This window comes from Luteococcus sp. (assembly GCF_043424415.1).
Taxonomy (GTDB): Bacteria; Actinomycetota; Actinomycetes; order Propionibacteriales; family Propionibacteriaceae; genus Luteococcus.
The window spans coordinates 1-16,752 of record NZ_JBHWOO010000272.1; the positions used below are offsets into that span (position 1 = coordinate 1).

General features: G+C 71.1%; 22 protein-coding genes. 10 read left to right on the plus strand and 12 right to left on the minus strand.

The features are described from left to right. A partial coding sequence (locus ACHFFZ_RS15475) for an RDD family protein (RefSeq protein WP_394277495.1) occupies positions 1-762 on the minus strand: 762 nt, incomplete at its 3' end. A 42-nt stretch (positions 763-804) separates the two neighbouring features. Next, positions 805-2,211, minus strand: coding sequence for an MFS transporter (locus tag ACHFFZ_RS15480; RefSeq protein ID WP_394277496.1), 1,407 nt, complete (start codon positions 2,209-2,211; stop codon positions 805-807). Positions 2,212-2,304: 93 nt separating this feature from the next. Between ACHFFZ_RS15480 and ACHFFZ_RS15485 the strand changes: the two genes are divergently transcribed. Next, a complete protein-coding gene (locus tag ACHFFZ_RS15485; protein ID WP_394277497.1) occupies positions 2,305-2,568 on the plus strand; it encodes a DUF3039 domain-containing protein in 264 nt (87 codons plus the stop codon). 3 nt (positions 2,569-2,571) lie between these two features. Here the strand turns inward: ACHFFZ_RS15485 and ACHFFZ_RS15490 are convergent, their stop codons facing one another. The 6 genes from ACHFFZ_RS15490 to ACHFFZ_RS15515 all read right to left on the minus strand — a co-directional run bounded on the left by ACHFFZ_RS15490 (position 2,572) and on the right by ACHFFZ_RS15515 (position 7,518). After that, entirely contained in the window at positions 2,572-3,849 is a 1,278-nt protein-coding gene (locus tag ACHFFZ_RS15490) for a peptidase C39 family protein (RefSeq protein WP_394277498.1), read from the minus strand. Between the two features lie 42 nt (positions 3,850-3,891). Next, positions 3,892-4,332, minus strand: a complete 441-nt coding sequence (locus tag ACHFFZ_RS15495; RefSeq protein WP_394277499.1) for a type II 3-dehydroquinate dehydratase — start codon at positions 4,330-4,332, stop codon at positions 3,892-3,894. Continuing rightward, entirely contained in the window at positions 4,329-5,372 is a 1,044-nt protein-coding gene (locus ACHFFZ_RS15500) for a hypothetical protein (protein WP_394277500.1), read from the minus strand. Before ACHFFZ_RS15500 ends, ACHFFZ_RS15495 begins: the two co-directional genes overlap by 4 nt. Before the next feature lie 34 nt (positions 5,373-5,406). Continuing rightward, positions 5,407-5,601 carry a Trm112 family protein gene (locus ACHFFZ_RS15505; RefSeq protein WP_394277501.1) on the minus strand — a complete coding sequence of 65 codons (195 nt, stop codon included), beginning with the start codon at positions 5,599-5,601 and terminating at the stop codon, positions 5,407-5,409. 71 nt (positions 5,602-5,672) lie between these two features. Beyond that, positions 5,673-7,073 (minus strand): hypothetical protein, encoded by a 1,401-nt coding sequence (locus tag ACHFFZ_RS15510; RefSeq protein WP_394277502.1) that lies wholly within the window; start codon positions 7,071-7,073, stop codon positions 5,673-5,675. A 37-nt stretch (positions 7,074-7,110) separates the two neighbouring features. After that, positions 7,111-7,518, minus strand: a complete 408-nt coding sequence (locus ACHFFZ_RS15515; protein ID WP_394277503.1) for a DUF3499 domain-containing protein — start codon at positions 7,516-7,518, stop codon at positions 7,111-7,113. Positions 7,519-7,592: 74 nt separating this feature from the next. Between ACHFFZ_RS15515 and ACHFFZ_RS15520 the strand changes: the two genes are divergently transcribed. Next, positions 7,593-8,027, plus strand: coding sequence for a metallopeptidase family protein (locus ACHFFZ_RS15520; RefSeq protein WP_394277504.1), 435 nt, complete (start codon positions 7,593-7,595; stop codon positions 8,025-8,027). Between the two features lie 18 nt (positions 8,028-8,045). Here the strand turns inward: ACHFFZ_RS15520 and ACHFFZ_RS15525 are convergent, their stop codons facing one another. The 4 genes from ACHFFZ_RS15525 to ACHFFZ_RS15540 form a co-directional block, all read right to left on the minus strand. Continuing rightward, complete coding sequence (locus ACHFFZ_RS15525) at positions 8,046-9,152, minus strand: DUF5719 family protein (protein WP_394277505.1); 1,107 nt, start codon at positions 9,150-9,152, stop codon at positions 8,046-8,048. Then, complete coding sequence (locus ACHFFZ_RS15530; protein ID WP_394277506.1) at positions 9,149-11,896, minus strand: glycosyltransferase; 2,748 nt, start codon at positions 11,894-11,896, stop codon at positions 9,149-9,151. Before ACHFFZ_RS15530 ends, ACHFFZ_RS15525 begins: the two co-directional genes overlap by 4 nt. Positions 11,897-11,900: 4 nt before the next feature. Then, positions 11,901-12,158: a WhiB family transcriptional regulator gene (locus ACHFFZ_RS15535; RefSeq protein WP_394277507.1), complete on the minus strand. Its 258-nt coding sequence runs from the start codon at positions 12,156-12,158 to the stop codon at positions 11,901-11,903. 208 nt (positions 12,159-12,366) lie between these two features. Further along, positions 12,367-13,161: a hypothetical protein gene (locus ACHFFZ_RS15540; protein ID WP_394277508.1), complete on the minus strand. Its 795-nt coding sequence runs from the start codon at positions 13,159-13,161 to the stop codon at positions 12,367-12,369. Between the two features lie 275 nt (positions 13,162-13,436). On the opposite strand from ACHFFZ_RS15540, the gene ACHFFZ_RS15545 reads away from it, so the two are divergent. The 8 genes from ACHFFZ_RS15545 (at position 13,437) to ACHFFZ_RS15580 (ending at position 16,706) form a co-directional block, all read left to right on the plus strand. Then, on the plus strand, positions 13,437-13,631 hold the full coding sequence (locus ACHFFZ_RS15545; RefSeq protein WP_394277509.1) for a hypothetical protein: 195 nt from the start codon (positions 13,437-13,439) through the stop codon (positions 13,629-13,631). Between the two features lie 5 nt (positions 13,632-13,636). Beyond that, the gene (locus ACHFFZ_RS15550; protein WP_394277510.1) at positions 13,637-13,846 is read left to right on the plus strand and encodes a hypothetical protein; all 210 of its coding nucleotides are present in this window, start codon (positions 13,637-13,639) and stop codon (positions 13,844-13,846) included. Further along, positions 13,846-14,148, plus strand: coding sequence for a hypothetical protein (locus ACHFFZ_RS15555; RefSeq protein ID WP_394277511.1), 303 nt, complete (start codon positions 13,846-13,848; stop codon positions 14,146-14,148). The genes ACHFFZ_RS15550 and ACHFFZ_RS15555 overlap by 1 nt, the downstream gene beginning before the upstream one ends. Then, positions 14,148-14,534: a hypothetical protein gene (locus tag ACHFFZ_RS15560; protein WP_394277512.1), complete on the plus strand. Its 387-nt coding sequence runs from the start codon at positions 14,148-14,150 to the stop codon at positions 14,532-14,534. Before ACHFFZ_RS15555 ends, ACHFFZ_RS15560 begins: the two co-directional genes overlap by 1 nt. Before the next feature lie 288 nt (positions 14,535-14,822). Beyond that, positions 14,823-15,515, plus strand: a complete 693-nt coding sequence (locus ACHFFZ_RS15565; protein ID WP_394277513.1) for a Dyp-type peroxidase — start codon at positions 14,823-14,825, stop codon at positions 15,513-15,515. Positions 15,516-15,602: 87 nt separating this feature from the next. Then, positions 15,603-15,986 carry a hypothetical protein gene (locus ACHFFZ_RS15570; RefSeq protein WP_394277514.1) on the plus strand — a complete coding sequence of 128 codons (384 nt, stop codon included), beginning with the start codon at positions 15,603-15,605 and terminating at the stop codon, positions 15,984-15,986. Further along, positions 15,962-16,543 carry a hypothetical protein gene (locus tag ACHFFZ_RS15575; RefSeq protein ID WP_394277515.1) on the plus strand — a complete coding sequence of 194 codons (582 nt, stop codon included), beginning with the start codon at positions 15,962-15,964 and terminating at the stop codon, positions 16,541-16,543. Before ACHFFZ_RS15570 ends, ACHFFZ_RS15575 begins: the two co-directional genes overlap by 25 nt. 1 nt (position 16,544) lies before the next feature. Continuing rightward, complete coding sequence (locus ACHFFZ_RS15580; RefSeq protein WP_394277516.1) at positions 16,545-16,706, plus strand: hypothetical protein; 162 nt, start codon at positions 16,545-16,547, stop codon at positions 16,704-16,706. Positions 16,707-16,752 lie beyond the last annotated feature (46 nt).

The following is a 16,752-nucleotide window of genomic DNA, read 5'->3' on the forward strand; positions in this document are numbered from 1 at the left end:
GCGCAGGCGGGTGCCCAGCGGCATCAGGAAGCTGACCACCTGCACCGGGAAGAAGGTGGCGGAGAAGACGAGGACCAGGGTCCGCACCAGGGCTGCCCCCCAGCCGAGCTGGCGCGGCGCATGCCCCTCGCCGACGGGCACGACGCGCAGGCCCATCAGCTTCTGGCCCAGGGTCGCGCCGAGGAACTTCCAGCACAGCAGCAGGTAGACGAACAGCACGGCGGCCCAGATCCCCTGCAGGGCCGAGGCGTGGTTCATGAACTCGGCATTGGTGACCATCACTGGATCGATGCTGGTGTTGCCAGCCCGGGCCTGGGCCATGACCTCGCCGAGGAGGGCCGTGTAGGAGGCCCAGAACTTGCGGGCGAAGTTCCAGCCCAGGGCCGTCGCCACCAGCGAGGTGAGGATCGAGTCAACGATGAAACCGATCGCGCGGCTGGGATAGCCGGCGAAGGGGACGCCGTCGGGCGTGCGATCCGGCCGGCCGGCCTGCTGCACGCCGCCCCACTGCGGCTGCGACGGGTACTGCTGCGGCTGGCCCGCGGGAGCGGCCGGGTCTGCCGGACGCGGCGCGAAGGGGTCCTGGCCCACGGGAACGCCCTGAAGGCCCTGCGCGCTCCACGGGTCCTGTCCCGGGGCGCCGGCGACGGGCGTGGCCGGGCGGGCGGGGCGGGTGTTGTGGGTCCACTGCTGCCCGTCCCAGTAGCGCTCGCGGGCGCCGTCGGCAGGGTCGGGGTACCAGTCCATCGGGGGTGTGCTCACCTCGCCAGTATCCCATGGCCGTTCAAGCAGCCGGCCGCCTCGTCAGCGTGCGGCCTCGTTGGCGACGGGTCCGATCCGCCAGCCGGCCAGGATGGCGATGCAGCAGCAGGCGGTGGTGGCCACGAAGAGCCAGCCGAAGGCGTGTGCCTCGGCGCCTTGTGGGTGCAGGGAACCGAAGACGGCGCCGGCCAGTCCGGTGATGATCGAGTTGCCGAGGCCCTCAGCGGTCTGCAGCGAGGACGTGTTGCGGCCCAGGCGCGCCGGACTCGACAGCGTCATCACGGCCAGGGAGGCGCTGGCCACGCCCAGGCCCATGCCGAATCCGGCGATGGTCCAGCCGATGGCGGCCAGCCACAGGCTTCCCGCGGGATGCCAGGCCTGGAAGGCGATCGTCGCCAGACCGAGCACGGTACAGGCAAGGCCCACCTGGATGATCTGGTCGCGTCGCAGCCGCAGCCAGGGGCGTGCCTGGACCCAGGACCCCACGGTCCAGCCCACCGAGCCGATGGTCAGCGCCAGGCCCGCCTGGAACAGGCTCATCCCGCGCCCCTCCACCAGGGACAGCGGCAGGAAGGCCTCGGTGGCGAAGAAGGCCCCGGACTGGCAGGCGCGGGTCCAGACCACGGCGGACAGTCCAGGGCTCATCCGCAGGAAGCCGTCGGGCATCAGTCGCGGGACCGAGACCAGCAGCAGGACGACGGCAACCAGGCCCGTCGCGGCACCCGACCAGCCGAGCCACTGCCCGGCCACCTGCAGGCCTGCCGCGGAGAGGGCCGCCAGGGCCGCTGCCCACAGCGGCACGGGCGAGGCATCCCCCTCGTCGGGCACGTGGCGGCGGGACAGTTCCAGCAGCGGTCGCGCCGCCAGGGCTGCCGCGGCCAGCAGCAGCGGCACCAGGGCCCAGAAGACCCAGTGCCAGCCCAGCCGGTGAGTGATGGCGGCCGCGACGGGTGGCCCGATGAAGGCGGGCATCACCCAGCACATGCTGAACCAGGTCATGATCGCCGCGCGGCGTTCCGCGTCGAAGGCGATGGCCACCACCACCATCAGGCACAGGTTCATGGCGCCGCCGCCGATGCCCTGCAGGAAGCGTGCGGTGACCAGAACCCCCATCGTGGGGGCGGCGCCGGCCAGCAGCAGGCCCGCCAGGAAGACCGTCGTGCCTCCCGCCAGCGGCAGCACCGGGCCGAAGCGGTCAGAGAGCCGCCCGGCCACCGCGGTGGACAGCACCATGCCCAGGACGAAGAGGGTGAAGGCCCAGGCGTAGAGGTCGACGCTGCCCAGCTCCCGCGCGGCCTGCGGCATGGCGGTGGCCACCGCAACCGACTCGAAGGCGACGCAGGCCACGCCGGCGAGCAGTCCCACCATGAGCGCCCGCCGCTGCCCGTCGTCGAGCAGCCGTGGCTCGTCCCGCGCAGCGGCCGTGCCCATCGCGTCGCCTCCCTCCACCGTCCGACACCTGAGGGGCCGAGGTTATCGTCTCGCGGCCAGCGAACAGCCCAGCCCTCGTCAGGGAGGGATCGGCTGCCTAGAATCGAAGCCATGAGTCAACAGCTGGCACCAGGTTCGCAGACGGTCATCGACGAGCGCACGCAGGACATGGAGGCTGGTGACCAGGAACGCTTCAGTCACTACGTGCCCAAGGCGAAGCTCACCGAGGCGATGGTGATGGGCACTCCGGTGGTCGCGCTGTGCGGCAAGGTCTGGGTGCCCAGCCGCAACCCGGAGAAGTTCCCCGTCTGCCCTGAGTGCAAGGAGGTCTGGGAGAGCTTCAACGACCCGGGCCGCAAGGACCCCGACGCCTGAGCCTCACCAGGCCGCCCCGGCTGGGCGGGGCGGCAGGGCGTGACCCTTGGGGTGGAGCACACAACTGGTGCCGCCGGTGCGCCCCCAAGCCGACTCGAACTGCGCTCGGTCATAGGTGCGCCGCACCAGCGCGTTGGAGGCTTTCATCTGTGAGGCCGGGTCGTTGACCAGCACATTGCCGCGAGCGTCGAAGCCCCGCAGCACCATGAGGTGTCCGTTGGTGCCGAAGCCGGCGCCGGTGAGCTGGCTGCTGGAGAAGCTGGTGGACACGATCAGCGGGATTCCGGCCTTGATGAACAGCTCGGCCTCGGTCAGGCTGCGCAGCCGCGTGACGAATCCGGCCAGGCCGCGGGCCGAGGCGTAGGCGACGTTGAAGGGCCAGTTGCCGGTGCCCTGGTAGGCGGCATCCCACACGCCGCGAACCACCTGCTCCACCTGCGGGTCGATGTGCGGCGTGGGACGCACCCAGGCCGTCTCGGCGCTGCTGGCGCCTGCGCCCCAGTGGTCCAGGACCATGGCGGTCGAGGTCGGGGAGCACCAGGCCTCTCCCCCGCCATTCCAGGCCGGGTAGTGACCGATGTGCATCATCTGGCTGTAGGCCGGCACGTCGAGCGCGAGGCCGCGCGCCACGCCCACCGGGCTGACCAGAGTGCTGGACTGCGCGGCGGTGGAGCCCACCACGGCCAGCTGGGAGATGATCGGCATGGCCGTCGTGCCGGCAGTGCGCAGCAGCTCGAGGCGCGCCTGGACATGCGTGAAGTGGGCGCTGGTGCGGGCTCGCAGGGTGTCAGTGGAGACAACGGCGAGGCTGTCGTACTGGCCGTTGACCGAGGTGCGGGCGGGGCTGGTGGCATTCGCGCTGGAGGAACCCCACAGGCCCACCACGAACCATTTGGTCCAGGTGCCCGCGGCGGTGCGGGCGCGCAGCTGGATGCGCACGGCGCTGCCGGGCTGGGTGCTGGCATTCCAGGAGCAGACCAGGTCGCGGGCGCTGATTCCCACTGCCGTGACCGGTCCGGTCCAGCTGGCGACCCCTTGAGTGAGAGTGCGACCGGCGTGCGGGTCACGGTAGGTGGTGCTACGGCGTGCTGCGCTGAGGTAGAGGCCCTGGCTGGAGACCCTGGTGCCGTCGTGGCTGCCCAGGCCCCAACCGGCGCCGGACCAGCGAACCAGACGGCCCTGGCGGGTGGTGGCGGCCTGGGCAGTGCCGGCGGCCGTGGTGAGGGAGGCGGCTGCCGTCGCGGGGGCGGCGGCGAGCAGGGTGCGTCGGGAAAGGTGCATGACGACCAGTTTTCATCACGATCGTCATAATCGAGAAATCGGTCAGCTGGTGGCTGCGAGGTGGCGCAACGCGAGCTCGTAGCCGGCCAGGCCGAAGCCTGCCAGCACCGCCTCGGCATGGGGGCTGACCACGCTGTGGCGACGGAACTCCTCACGGGCGTGCACATTGCTGATGTGCACCTCCACCACGCGAGGCACCTGCACCACGGCATCGGCCAGCGCGATCGAATAGTGGGTCCAGGCGGCAGGATTGAGCACCACCAACACGCCGGCATCGGCGGCCTCGTGCAGCCACTGGACCATCTCTCCCTCGAAGTCGGTCTGGCGCACCTCCACGTCCAGACCCAGGCTCTCCCCCACCACGACCAGACGTTCAGCCAGCTGCGCGTGGGTGGTGGAGCCGTAGACCTCGGGCTGGCGACGGCCCAGCCGGCCCAGGTTGACGCCGTTGAGGACCAGCACCCCGGTCAGTTCATCGCTCATCGGGACTCCTCCAGCCCCAACTGCAGGTACTGGGCGGCATAGCGGCCCTGCTGCAGCAGCTGGACATAGCGCTCGAAGACGGTCGACCCGTCGGCACCCGGGCCGTCACCACCGGAGTGGATGGTGCACACCCGCACCCCGTGCGACTCGGCCGAAGCCAGCAGGCGGCCTCGTTCGGCGCGCACCCGCTGGTCGGTGCTGCCGTCGTCGACGACGACCAGCACGCACGGCAGCTGATGACCCTCGTCGTCGAAGGGGTCCCGGAAGACATCGGCCGGCTGGCAGGCCTCGACCACCGGCAGCAGCGCATCGGCGTCGGCACTCAGGGCAGGGCGGCCGCTGGCATGGCGCAGCGCCTCCGCGATCCGCCGGGCAGCACGGGCGGCCAGCACGCTGCCGCCCCAGACCAGTGGCTGCGCATCGCCCAAGGCCAGCGCCAGCTCCTTGGCGGGGTTCTCGGCCAGGTTGCGGTGCGGTGAGCAGGCCTCCGCGACGCGGTCGGCGCAGGCGGCGATCCGCTCCGGGTCGACGCCAGGCCCCAGGCCCAGGTCGTGCAGCACGTCGAGCACCACCGCGACACTCGCCAGCGGGTCGTCGTCGACGGTGGGCACCAGCAGGGTGCTGCGGCCGGCGGCACGCTCGGCGATCGGCGAGCCAGGAGCGGCAGCCACCATGACGGCCGCACCACGGCGCACGGCCTCGGTGACGGCGCCGATGAGCCAGGCGTCGCTGCCGCCGCTGGCCAGCACCACCACCAGGTCGAGCGGTCCGACCCAGGCGGGAAGGCCCTCCAGCTGCCAGGCCACGAAGGGCACGGGGCAGACAGGCTCCAGCACGGCCCGCACCAGGCGGGCCTCCGCACCCAGCGCCAGGACACCACGCGGACGGTCCAGTCCCAGCTGCTGCGCGCCCGACGGGGCCGCAGCCCCGGCGAGCATGCGCACTCGGGCCCCCGCGCCGGCCAGCCGGCGCAACTGTTCATCAATGCCGTCCAGGGCCTCGGGGTCGTCGAGGCGTGAGTCGTCGAAGTCGATGGTCATCGGCCGGTGGTCCCCTCGCTCACGGTGCGACGGCTCACAGGGCGGAGGTCTTGCGGGCCTCGTCGACCAGCAGGACGGGGATCCCGTCGCGCACGGGGAAGGCCAGGCCGCAGGACCGGCTGGTGCACTGCAGCTCGTGGGTGTCGTAATCGACCGCGAACTTGCTGTGGCAGGCCGGGCAGGCCGCGATCTCCAGGAAGGTGGGCGAGAGCTCCATCTGGTCGGGCATTGGCTACTCCTCAAGCGGTGCCGGCCCACCGGTGCGGGCCGTGGAGCCCAGTCTAGGGTGCCCGGCCGGGCTCAGGCCGCCACCATGTGGTGCTCGCGCACGATCGAGCACAGGTCGTCGCGCACCGCCTCCATCACCGCCGGGTCGTCGGCCTCGACGGCCAGCCGCACCCACTGGCACTCCTCGTCCTGGGTGAGGCTGGCCCACCAGCTGCCGCGTCCGGTGACGATCCCGCGCAGCACCAGGCCCTCGCCGGGCTCACAGGACAGCACGTGGTGGCGGAAGCCGTGCTCCACCGCGCGCAGCGCCCCCGACGGGTCGGGTGAGGACAGGGTGAGCTCACCGGAGCAGCAGTGGCGTCCCACCGCCTCGGCCAGGCTCGACAGGGTCCTGCCCTGCTGCCCGACCAGGGCGACGGCCGCCAGGGCGGTCAGCAACCCAGAGCTGGCGCCGTAGAGGTCGCGCACGTGCCAGTGGCCGTCGTGCTCCAGGCCCAGGACGGCGTCGTGGATGGCCATGGTGCGCGAGACGTGGTGCTCGCCGACCGGGCACACGCGCAGGGTGCAGCCGAGTCCCAGAACCACCTCACTGACGTCATTGCCCATCAGGGTGTCCACCACCACGGGTCCACGGCGCCCGGCCAGCAGCACCGGGGCCAGCAGTGCGGCCACCGTCCCGGGACCCACCTGCTCGCCGCACTCGTCGAGCACGGCGCAGCGCGAGGCGTCGGCATCCAGCACGACGGCCAGGTCGGCTGCGTTGTCGAGCACGGCGCGGCGGGCCTGCTGCAGCCGGCCCGCCTCGAGGGCGCCGTTGTCGTGTTCGTCGAGGGGATGGTTCACCTGCACCAGGCGCAGCCCGGGCAGGCGCAGCAGGCCCGGGGCCAGGTGGGCTGCCACGCCATTGCCGGAGTCGAGCACGACGGTCAGCGGACGCAGCCGCCGCAGCCCCACCAGGCTGCGCAGGTGGGCGATGTAGTCGGCGCGGGTGTCGTCACTGCTGGTGGTGCCGTGGGTGGCCTTGCGGCCCTTGGCCATGATCCGCCCGCTCAGGGAGGCCACGTCGATGCGAGCCGCCTCGTTGATGATGCGCTGGCGCAGGGCCTGGTCCGGACGCACCGTCCCGAGGAACTGCAGGCCGTTGGAGCGGGCGCCGACCGAACCGAGGCCGATGTGCACCCCGGGCACCTCGAGCACGCCCGCGGTGTAGGAGGTCTGGTCGAGGCTGGTCAGCCCCAGGTCGACGATGTCGGCGCCGCGGCTGGCGGCCCCACGCACGAAGGCGGCGGCAAGTTCACGGCCCTGCGTACGAAGGTCGTGGCCCACGACGATGGTCGTGCCCTGGAGTTCGCACAGGGCGACGTAGGCGGCGCCGAGCACCCGGGCACCGTAGAGGTCCCACTGGGGGTCCATCCCCCCGATCCGGCCCCTGATTCCCCGGGCTGAACCCATGTGTCGACTGATCATGTCCATTCCCCGATTGACTGTCGGGGACAATCTAGCCGCAAGCTCAGCCGGGCTGCTCGCCCTCCTGCACCACCCGCAGGCGCCGGCGTTCGGCCAGCACCACCACCTCGGCGCTCGATTCCAGCCCTGGTTGAGGCGTGGCAGCCACTTCCTCGGGCAGCAGGCCCACCTCGCGCACGGCGTCGGCCAAGGCCAGTAGATCGTCAGGCTCGGGCTCCCCGGCCATCGGCGCCTCCGGTGCGACGCCCGGGTCGAGCCGAGGGCTGCGCACGACCGTCCAGCCACGCGGCACCGACAGGTGCTCGCAGTGCAGCCGGCACAGGTGGTAGCTGCCGGGGACGTGGTCGTCCGCCAAGGGTCCGAGCACGGCCGCGGAGTCGGCATAGACATAGGTGAGGGTGGCGACGGCCCACTCGCGACACCCCGTCCGGGTACACAATCTCTGCTCCACCGGGCGAGGCTATCGCACGGCGCCGCGGCCCCAGGCACGCCAACAGCCCGACGGGCCGCGACTACAGTGGCGCCATGCCTCGTCGACGTGACCGCCACGACCGTGGATTCCGCGGCCCGATCGCTATGCCCAATGCGCTCACCGGCCGCCAGGTGCCGCTGCGGCGGGCGGCGAGCCGTCAGGAGGTCTTCACCGACGCCGTCACCGATGCCATCGCGCGCATCGCGAAGAGCTATCCGGGCGGCCTGGACAGCGTGGACGTGGGCGTCGAGGAAGTGCCGTACCTGGCAACCATGTGGACGGGCGACCAGGTGCCGTTGGCCGTGGCCGTGGAGGCCACCAGCCAGCGGCCGGCGCAGATCGTCATCTACCGGCGCCCGCTGGAGCACCGGGCGGTCTCGCGCAGCGACCTGCGCGACCTGGTGCACCGCACCCTGGTGGAGCAGCTGGCCGCCCTGACAGCACAAGAGGTGCGAGACATCGACCCGAGCCTCGACGAGGACTGGTGAACAGGCCTGCGACCCTGGTCAGCGCAGCGACGGGTCGCGGCTGAGACCGCCCCCGGAGTGGGACGTGCTGCTGGCCACGGCTGGCTGCACTGCCAGACCGCCCCGGTCGAGCACCAGCGCCGCGCCCACCGGGCCGGTCGAGGACACCTCGAGGCGGCCCTGCTTCGGGACCTCGACGGTGACCGCCTGGCCGGGGCCCACCGCGAGCTCCTGGCCCAGCGCACCGACCAGCGTGACCTTCGCCTCGGCGCCCTCGGTATTGGTGAGCACCAGCGTCGACGGCCCGGGCACCTGCAGCTGCTGGGCCGTCGCGGGTTGGCTGCCGGCGCCGAAGGCAAAGTCCTTGCCCTTGCGCGAGGATGAGCCCACCGCCAGCGGGTCCTCGGAGCGCACCTCGAGCGCGCCGGGCTCCCCGGCGAAGGAGGAGCTGACGTCGAGGGCGAGCACCTGGTGCGGCTCGACGGTGACCTCGCCGGCCCCGGCCGGGGCGAAGCTGCCCTGGCTGCCGTGGGCGAGGACAGTGGCGGTGGCCCGCTGGTCGCCGGGATTGGCGACGAGCAGGGTGTGGCCCTCGGCGGCGGGCAGGGCGGGCAGTACCGAATGGGTCGAGGCGCCGGTCGACGGCGCGAGGTCGGCGCCGTGCGGGCGCTTGCCAGTGGTGGTGACCACGCTGCCCCACGCGGCGACGCGTCCGGAGCTGGCCCTCACCTGGACGGCGACAGCCTGGCCGGTGGGCACCTGCACCATCAGCGGCACCTCCCGGCTACCGCCGGCAGGCACGGTGATCGACGAGGTCCCGGCGGCCGTCAAGGGCCCCTTCGCCCCCGACAGCACGAGGTCCACGACGGCCGGCACCCGGTCCGGGTTGGCCAGCACCAGACGGGAGTCGGCGGCGTCGGGCAGCAGCACCGTCTGTTCCTGGGCGGGCAGCTGGCAGGCGGACTGGGTGAGGGTGCCGGCCGGGGTGCTCTGGGGCGTGGGCGGGCAGACCGGCTGCTGTGCGGTGGCCGTGCCGTCCAAGCGCGCCGGGGTGGGGACTGGGGTGGGCAGCCGCCAGCCGCCGGCTGCCGCGACCGCCGTCGCCAGGGCCAGCGCCACCGGCGCAACCACCTGTGCGGTCCTCATCGGGCCTCCAGTCCTCGGCGGGGGCTCTGGGTGCGGGTGCGTCCGGGCAGTGCCAGCACGGCCAGGGCGGCCAGCACCAGCCCCTGCGGCACGAGCGGCCACCAGTGCACGGGGCCGCGCCACTCGTCGGTGCGGGTGACCAGGCCGGTGACGGTCCAAGTGGTGGCATCACCGCCGGCCTGGGCCGGGCCGAGGCCCTGGGAATTGGAGATGGCAGCCACCTGGGCGTCGTCGGCGCCGCGGAGCCACAGGTGGCCGATGGCCAACCGGTGGGCGCGCTGGCCCAGGTCGTCGCTGGTGCGCCCCAGGGCCACATCGGTGACCAGTGAGTCGAGGTCGGCCTTGCGCACCGCCGGGACGGTCGTGTGCTCGGAGCTGCCCCAGACGGGCAGGTCACGGGCGCTCAGGTTCCAGGTGACGCTGCCGTCGCCGTGGCGCTCCACGAGCAGGGCTCGGGTGGCCCGCTCGGAGCCCTGCACCGACTGGACCCGGGCCGGCAGCACGCTGCCCTGACGCTCGAGGCCGGGCCGGGTCGCGCTCACCCACCAGCTGAGCCCCAGCACAGCCGCCAGGGCCAGCATGCCGAGCAGTGCGGGCAGGTGGTGGGCCTGCGAGGCCAGCACCAGCAGGCAGCACAGGGCCGCCAGCAGGAAGGGCTCGGGGTCGGCCACCACCGGCTCGTCGGCCAGCGTGAACGGGATGCGGGTGAGGGCGACACCGGCGCCGACCAGCAGCGGCACTGCGATCGCCACCAGGATCACAGGACGGGCGCCGCCACGGCCCAGGGCGGCGGCGAGACCGAGGCAGGCGGCACAGAGGATCAGCAGCGCGGCGGGCAGGCCCAGCCACCAGACGGCCAGGTGGTCGAGGGTGTCCACGCGCAGCAGCGGATCGCTGCCGGTGAACAGCCGGACCGGCTCCTGCCACAGCGCGGGCAGCCAGGGCAGGTGCACCAGCAGCGGCGCCAGTAGCAGCACCAGCGGGGCGGGGCGGCGGGAGCAGGCGGCCGCCAGGATCCCGGCCAGGAACGCCACAAGCCAGGACGACGGGCTGGCTCCGAAGGCCACGGTGGCGACCAGCGCCAGCAGCGCACCGGCGCGCCAGGCTTCGGCCGAAGCGCCGGCCGAGCGGGTCCACGCCAGCAGCGCCACACCGGCCAGCGGCACCAGGACGCCCAGCATCAGGCCGGATGCGCGTCCGGTCTGGGCGAGCCCGAGCAGGGCGATAGCGCCGGTCCAGGCGCCGGCCAGCACCAGCCAGACCTGTCGCGGCGCGCGGGGTGCCAGGCGCCGCCACAGCGGTAGCGAGGAAGCGGCCGCCACCGGCAGCGCGAAGACTTGTGAGAGCAGCAGGAAGAACCCGGGGCGGCCCAGCGCGAGGGTGGAGCCGAGGGCGCCCAGACCAAGCCAGCCGGCCGACTGCACCCCGTGGCCACCGTCGGGAACGGACAAGAAGGCCGCCCAGGCGCCGGAGAGGCTGGCGGGGGCGGGGGCGAGCGCCGGTGCGGCCAAGGTTCCCAGCCCGAAGGCTCGCCGTCCGGCCACCAGCGCGAGCAGGGTCAGCACGGCCAGGCCCAGCCGCAGCACCGGGATCCGCGCGGGACCTCGCGGGGTCTCGTCAGCGGTCAGTTCGTCGATGCTGGGGGCGTCGGGCTCGTCCTCGGGACGGCGCAGGTCACCGATCCAGCCTGCGGCGCGGTCCACGCGACGCCGCAACATCTGGCCGCGGCTGGGCAGCAGCGTGGGATCGGTGAGGGTGCCGGCGGAGTGCACCCGCTGGTGGAGGCCCACCGTGGCGGCCCGCGTGCTCCACAAGTCCCTGCCGGCGGCCAGCTGGGTACGGGCGGCAGAGGGGTCCTTGGCCAACAGGTGGCCCAGGGCGGCGAACAGGCCGGACAGGACCAGCCCCAGCGTGGCCAGCAACGGGCTTCGGCGGTGGGCGGCCGCCAGCCGTAGGCCCAGCAGCGTGTCGGTGAGTTCTGGACGATCGGTCAACGTGCCCTGGCGCAGGCCGCGTCGTCCGGCCTGGCGGTGGTGCAGGGCCGCCTGCGGGCAGGTGCGCACGTCCAGGCCGGCGGCATTGGCGCGCCAGCCCAGGTCGAGCCCGTCACGGAAGAGTGGCAGTTCCGGGCTGGTACCGCCCAGGCGTCGCCAGGCGCTGCGCCGCACCAACAGCCCGGCGGTCGAGGCGCCGAGCACCGGGCGCGACGCCTTGTGGCCCTGGTCGTACTCCCCCGGCTCGACGTCCAACACACGCTGACCTTCGGGGCCAATGCTCTGGCCGATCTCCTGGATCTGGTCGGGATGGTTGCGCCGGCGCGGCTCGAGGAGCTTGGGCACGACGATGTCCGCCTCCTCGGCGCGCAGCAACTGCAGCACGTCGGGCGTAGGCTCGAGGTCGTCGTGCAGCAGCCACAACCAGGTCAGGTCCTCATCCAGTTCGGCTTCGGCGAGCGCGACGCAGGCGCCGAAGCCCACGTCTGCCGGAGCCTGGTGCAGCTGGTGCACCAAGCCGTCCTGGCGGGCCTGTTCCAGCAGCGCGGCGGAGCCGTCGGTGCTGGAGGCGTCGACCGCCAGCAGGTGCGGCCGTGGCTCGAGCTGGGCGAGGGACGCGAGGGTGCGACCCAGCCACGGCTCGGCATTGTGGACCACCAGGACCGCGGCCACGTCGTGGATGTCAACCTTTCGGGGATCGGTTGTATCCCCGACGTGCGCCCAGCGCCAGTCGTCCTCGATAGAGGTCACGGGATCAGGCGCGATGCTTCAGCTTGCGGCGCTCACGCTCACTGAGGCCACCCCAGATACCGAAGCGCTCGTCGTGCGCCAGCGCATACTCGAGGCACTGCGACTTGACCTCACAGGTCTGGCAGACCTTCTTGGCCTCGCGGGTTGAACCGCCCTTCTCGGGGAAGAAGGCCTCCGGGTCGGTCTGGGCGCACAGGGCGCGTTCCTGCCAGCCCAGCACCCCCTCTTCGACCCCCGGAAGCACCATGAACAGCTCAGTCATTGGCCTCTCAGTCCTCTCAGCCGTCCTGCACCAGAAAAAAGTGAAGGGGGACGGCACGAGCCGCCCCCCGAAAGATCAAAAAGGGCACGCACAGGACCCACGCATCCCCCTCGGCGCAATTACACGGCTGTGCTTGCCTTCCCGTCAAGTCGGCGTGGAAAATTGACAAGTGCACGGGATGCACTCCCGATCGCCGGGCGCCTTGTGCTCATTCCTCACGAGGAAGCGGCGACCAGCTGACGGCGCCCTGCCCGATCGGCGTGCCCCCTTGTGCATCCTGCGTTGGCGGCGCTATGGCGTGCCCGGCGGCACGCTGGCCGGCGGTGGGCCAGGGACCAGCGGCGGAGGGCGCCTCCAGTTCGGCGGGGCCATCCGGGCGTGCCGGCTGCCACCCAGACGAGCTCTCGCCCGGATGCCCCCAAGTGCTGGCGGCAGCACCGCTGGCGGCATCGCCTGCACGGGTCCACACCGCGCCTGCGGCTTGGTCAGCCTTCCAGCTGGCCGCCCGCGACTCCGTCTCCGGTTCCACCTCCACCACCCTCGGACGCTCGACTGCCACAGGGGTCCGCTTCTCCCGAGAGCCCCGCAGGGTGCGCACGAGCAGGACCGCGGCGGCAGCCTTCAGGGCAATCTCCAACAAGCCGCCAAGCAGCTCCAGGGCGATGACGAAGGTCCCCCCGGGGGCGCCGGGAAGTCCGAGGACCAGGAAGACCGCCTCGAAGAGGACGGCCAGACCGACAACCACCGCCGCCCCCCGCACCAGCCGGGACGCTCGTGGCGTAGATGGGGTGATGGCGAGGCAGGCTGTGGCGATCAGCGAGACCAGCAGCACCATCACCATGCTGAGCGAGCTGCCCCCCACGTCGCGGGAGGCGGCCGCCACGCCGCCACCTTGAGCCACCAGGTAGCCCCATCGCACCAGGGACATCAGCACGTAGATCGCGCTGACGACCAGCACCAGCAGGGCGGCGGGTTCGCGCAATCGCTTCACAGTCTCGGCCATGCGCCAAGCCTAGAGCGTCGTGGCGGCCTTGACGGTCAGTACGCCATGGGACTCCTCCCGAGAGCTCACCTGGCTCGGTGTTGGCTCCGCCCGCGCCCTTGAGCTCTTGGCGAAACAGACCCACCCCCTTGGTTTTTGTACTGAGCAATGCAAAAGGGAAGGTGTTCAAGAGTTTCGCACCGATCCCCGGGCTGGCATGCCGCCGGCAGCCGGACATGGTGTCGGAACCAGACCCGCACGGGCCCACCCGGGGATCGCATGACCCGAGGAGGACCGTGGGCACTCAAAAGGATCGCACCCAGACACTGCAGGAGCTGCGCCGGCGCATCGAGAACGACCTGCGGGACCTGCCGATGATGGCAAAGATCGCCCTGGAGAATGCCTTCGAGGAGAACGAGGCGGACGACTCCCCCGCTGTGACCAGCGCGGGACGCGTCGGTCATCACAGCAAGGAAAGGTCTCGGAGCTGACGGCGATGGCCGACCTGAAGCCGGGTGTAGCCGACCACCTGCGTCGCATCCTGGAGCTGATCGGGGGCAAGATGGCGGGCGCCCGAAAGGTGGGCACAGTCCACGACATGCGTTTCGTCATCTTCGACGACGACCGCAAGATCCTGTTCTGCACTGCCTACGACGGCGACTGGGACACCTACATCGAGGACTTCGCGACGAAGATCCCCACCTGATGGACCTGCTGTTCGCCAATGTCGAGGGCTGGCCGGGCATCGCCGTCCCGTCGGTGGAGGACTTCATCGCCAGCCACCAGCTCACCGCAGACGGCTGGTACGTGGACGCACCGAACCTCACCGTCGTCGACACCCGTCGAATCCAGCGCGACCAGGCACTCCTCGAGGAGTTCATGGACGACTACTCCCGCCGTTTCACCAACAGTCCGCAGGACATGAGCGAGCAGGAGCTGCGTGACAGCCAGGAACTGCTGCAGGGCTTCCTCCAGAAGATCGGCTCGGATGGAAGTGGTGTTGCCTGATGTCCTTGATCGAGAAGTTCGTCGGTCGCTGGGAGCGCGACCACGCCGAGTTGGAGCTGGACGACATCCAGGCCACGGTGCTGCGCGAGCGGCCCGAACCGTACTACGGCACGCACGTCATCCTGCACTTCGACGATCGCGGGGCGGGCCGCGAGTTCCTGCGCAGGATCACGCCACACGTGCGCTCGGCGGCCGAGTGGTGGCAGGGCGAGGTGCCGTGGATCGGCATCGGGCTCAGCCACGCCGGCCTGCAGAGGTTGGGGGGTGCCCCGGAATTCGCTGGACAGCTTCCCGGACAGTTCCCGCGCCGGCATGGCCGGGCGTGCCGAGCAGCTGGTCGACGTGGGGCCCAATGCCCCCGACCAGTGGGAGCGCGTCTTCCGTGAGGAGGACATCCACGCAGCCGTCACGGTCTTCTCGGCGACCCGCGAGCAGTAGGAACGCACACTGACCACCGCAGAGGAGCAGCTGGAGGGCCTTGACGGCGTGCGCGTGCTGGGACGTGATGACTTCGGAGCCCAGCCGAACAGCCGCAACTCCCTCGGGTGCAAGGACATGGTCAGCAATCCGGTCGTGGCAGGCAGCGGGGTCAAAGCCCTGCCCGGTCAGGGCCCGGCCATCAAGCCCGGCGAGTTCGTCCTTGGCCACCCCGGGAGTCCGGCACGCCGTTGCAGATGCCCAGCCCGGAGATCCTCGGGCGCAACGGAACATTTGCTGCTCTGCGCAGGTACCACACCAATGCCGGCAGCTCCAACGACTTCCTGCGTGCGAATGCCACCGACGAGCAGCGACGCGAGCTGCTGGCCGCCAAGATGGTGGGCCGCTGGCGCTCTGGTGCCCCACTGGACCTGAGGCCAGAGCACGACGATCCGCAGCTGGGTGGTGACGCCCAGCGCAACAACGACTTCGACTACTCCGACGATCCCGAGGGACTGCGCACCCCCCTCGGCTCGCACACCCGGCGGATGAACCCACGCACGACGGACATGGAGATCATGACTGACGTCAACGTGCACCGGATCATCCGACGGGCCACCGCCTACGGCCCGGCCTACGACCCTGCGGGCACCTGTCCGCGGGAGGACGAGGTGGAGCGGGGGCTCTACTTCATCTTCGTCAGCGCCAAGGCGATGGAGACCTTCGAGTTCCTGCAGAAGGAGTGGATCAACACGGGCCACTTCATGGGCCTGGGCAAGGAGCGCGACCCGCTCGTCGGGGTGCAGGAGCCAGACCTCACCTTCACGGTGCCCCACCACCCGGTCCGCCAGCGCCATGCCGGCATGGACACCTTCAACGTCCTGCGGGGCGGGGAGTACTTCTTCCTGCCCAGCCTGAGCGCCCTGCGCTGGATCGCCGAGCTGCCCTGACGGGCACCCGCTCGTGCGTCACGAGCAAGCACAACCACGACATGAGAACCACACCACGAGAACCAACGAACCACGACGAGGAGTGACATGCTGCCAACCAACCCGGACTACGTCCGCTACAGCCCCGATGTCGAGGTGGGACAGCCCGACGAGACGGAGAAGACCGAGCAGGTCGTCAAGATCATGCTCGAGGCCAACCGCAAGAATTGTGATCGCCACCGTCATGCGATCCGTGATGCGCACGCCAAGAACCACGGCGTGGTGGTCGGCGAACTTCAGGTCCACCCCGACCTGCCACCGCACCTTGCCCAAGGTCTGTTCGCGACGCCCGCGAGCCATCCGGTCGTGATCCGTTTCTCCAGCGCCCCCGGTGACATCGGTGACGACAAGGTGCCAACCCCTCGCGGCATGGCCGTCACGGTGGTGGGGTTGAGGGTCGCAAGCTGTTGCCGGGGCATGAGAACGAGCTGACGCAGGACTTCCTGATGGTGAGCCTGCCCACCCTCGCCTTCGTGGACGTGTCGAAGTACCTGGACAGGCAGCAGCTGCTGGCTCGTCAGGCCGACACCCCCGACCTGGTCAAGCAGATTGGTGCCCGCTTCGCCCACGGCGCCAACGAGGTGCTCCAGCACCTCGGCATCGACAATGCCACCGTGGAGGGCATCGGAGCGCGCAATGAGCACATCCTCGGCCAGACCTTCCACACCATGGGGGCACTGCGCTTTGGGGAGTACATCGCCAAGATCAGCGCCGCGCCGCTGTCGGAGAATGTCAAGGCGCTGGAGGGCACACTGATGGGCGGCGACGGCGGCTTCTCGGCTATCCGGGACGACGTCGTGGACTTTTCTCCGCGAGCAGGGCGCGGAGTACGAGCTGCGGGCGCAGCTGTGCACCAACCTCGACCAGATGCCGGTGGAGGACGCGTCGGTGCGCTGGGACGAGGAGAAGTCGCCGCAGCAGCCGATTGCGAAGATCGTCATCCCCGCACAGGATGCCTGCAGCCCACAACGCCGGGTGTACGCAGATGACGTGCTGGAGTTCAACCCCTGGCACGCCATCGAGGCCCACCAGCCGCTCGGCTCGATCATGCGCTGCCGCATCCCCGTGTACGAGTCGTCGGTACGGTTCCGGCACGAGATGGATGCGGTGGAGCGTCGCGAGCCCCGCGACATCTCCGAGGTACCAGCCTGACAGGAAGGTCGGGTGGGGCCCGGGGTCGGCAAACCGACCCCACTTT

Excerpts from the sequence above, each read along its gene's own strand:
- ACHFFZ_RS15485 (WP_394277497.1), top strand. The coding sequence starts at position 2,305 with ATGAGTCAACAGCTGGCACCAGGTTCGCAGACGGTCATCGACGAGCGC.
- ACHFFZ_RS15490 (WP_394277498.1), bottom strand. The coding sequence starts at position 3,849 with ATGCACCTTTCCCGACGCACCCTGCTCGCCGCCGCCCCCGCGACGGCA.
- ACHFFZ_RS15495 (WP_394277499.1), bottom strand. The coding sequence starts at position 4,332 with ATGAGCGATGAACTGACCGGGGTGCTGGTCCTCAACGGCGTCAACCTG.
- ACHFFZ_RS15500 (WP_394277500.1), bottom strand. The coding sequence starts at position 5,372 with ATGACCATCGACTTCGACGACTCACGCCTCGACGACCCCGAGGCCCTG.
- ACHFFZ_RS15505 (WP_394277501.1), bottom strand. The coding sequence starts at position 5,601 with ATGCCCGACCAGATGGAGCTCTCGCCCACCTTCCTGGAGATCGCGGCC.
- ACHFFZ_RS15510 (WP_394277502.1), bottom strand. The coding sequence starts at position 7,073 with ATGGACATGATCAGTCGACACATGGGTTCAGCCCGGGGAATCAGGGGC.
- ACHFFZ_RS15520 (WP_394277504.1), top strand. The coding sequence starts at position 7,593 with ATGCCTCGTCGACGTGACCGCCACGACCGTGGATTCCGCGGCCCGATC.
- ACHFFZ_RS15525 (WP_394277505.1), bottom strand. The coding sequence starts at position 9,152 with ATGAGGACCGCACAGGTGGTTGCGCCGGTGGCGCTGGCCCTGGCGACG.
- ACHFFZ_RS15535 (WP_394277507.1), bottom strand. The coding sequence starts at position 12,158 with ATGACTGAGCTGTTCATGGTGCTTCCGGGGGTCGAAGAGGGGGTGCTG.
- ACHFFZ_RS15540 (WP_394277508.1), bottom strand. The coding sequence starts at position 13,161 with ATGGCCGAGACTGTGAAGCGATTGCGCGAACCCGCCGCCCTGCTGGTG.
- ACHFFZ_RS15550 (WP_394277510.1), top strand. The coding sequence starts at position 13,637 with ATGGCCGACCTGAAGCCGGGTGTAGCCGACCACCTGCGTCGCATCCTG.
- ACHFFZ_RS15555 (WP_394277511.1), top strand. The coding sequence starts at position 13,846 with ATGGACCTGCTGTTCGCCAATGTCGAGGGCTGGCCGGGCATCGCCGTC.
- ACHFFZ_RS15560 (WP_394277512.1), top strand. The coding sequence starts at position 14,148 with ATGTCCTTGATCGAGAAGTTCGTCGGTCGCTGGGAGCGCGACCACGCC.
- ACHFFZ_RS15565 (WP_394277513.1), top strand. The coding sequence starts at position 14,823 with ATGCCCAGCCCGGAGATCCTCGGGCGCAACGGAACATTTGCTGCTCTG.
- ACHFFZ_RS15570 (WP_394277514.1), top strand. The coding sequence starts at position 15,603 with ATGCTGCCAACCAACCCGGACTACGTCCGCTACAGCCCCGATGTCGAG.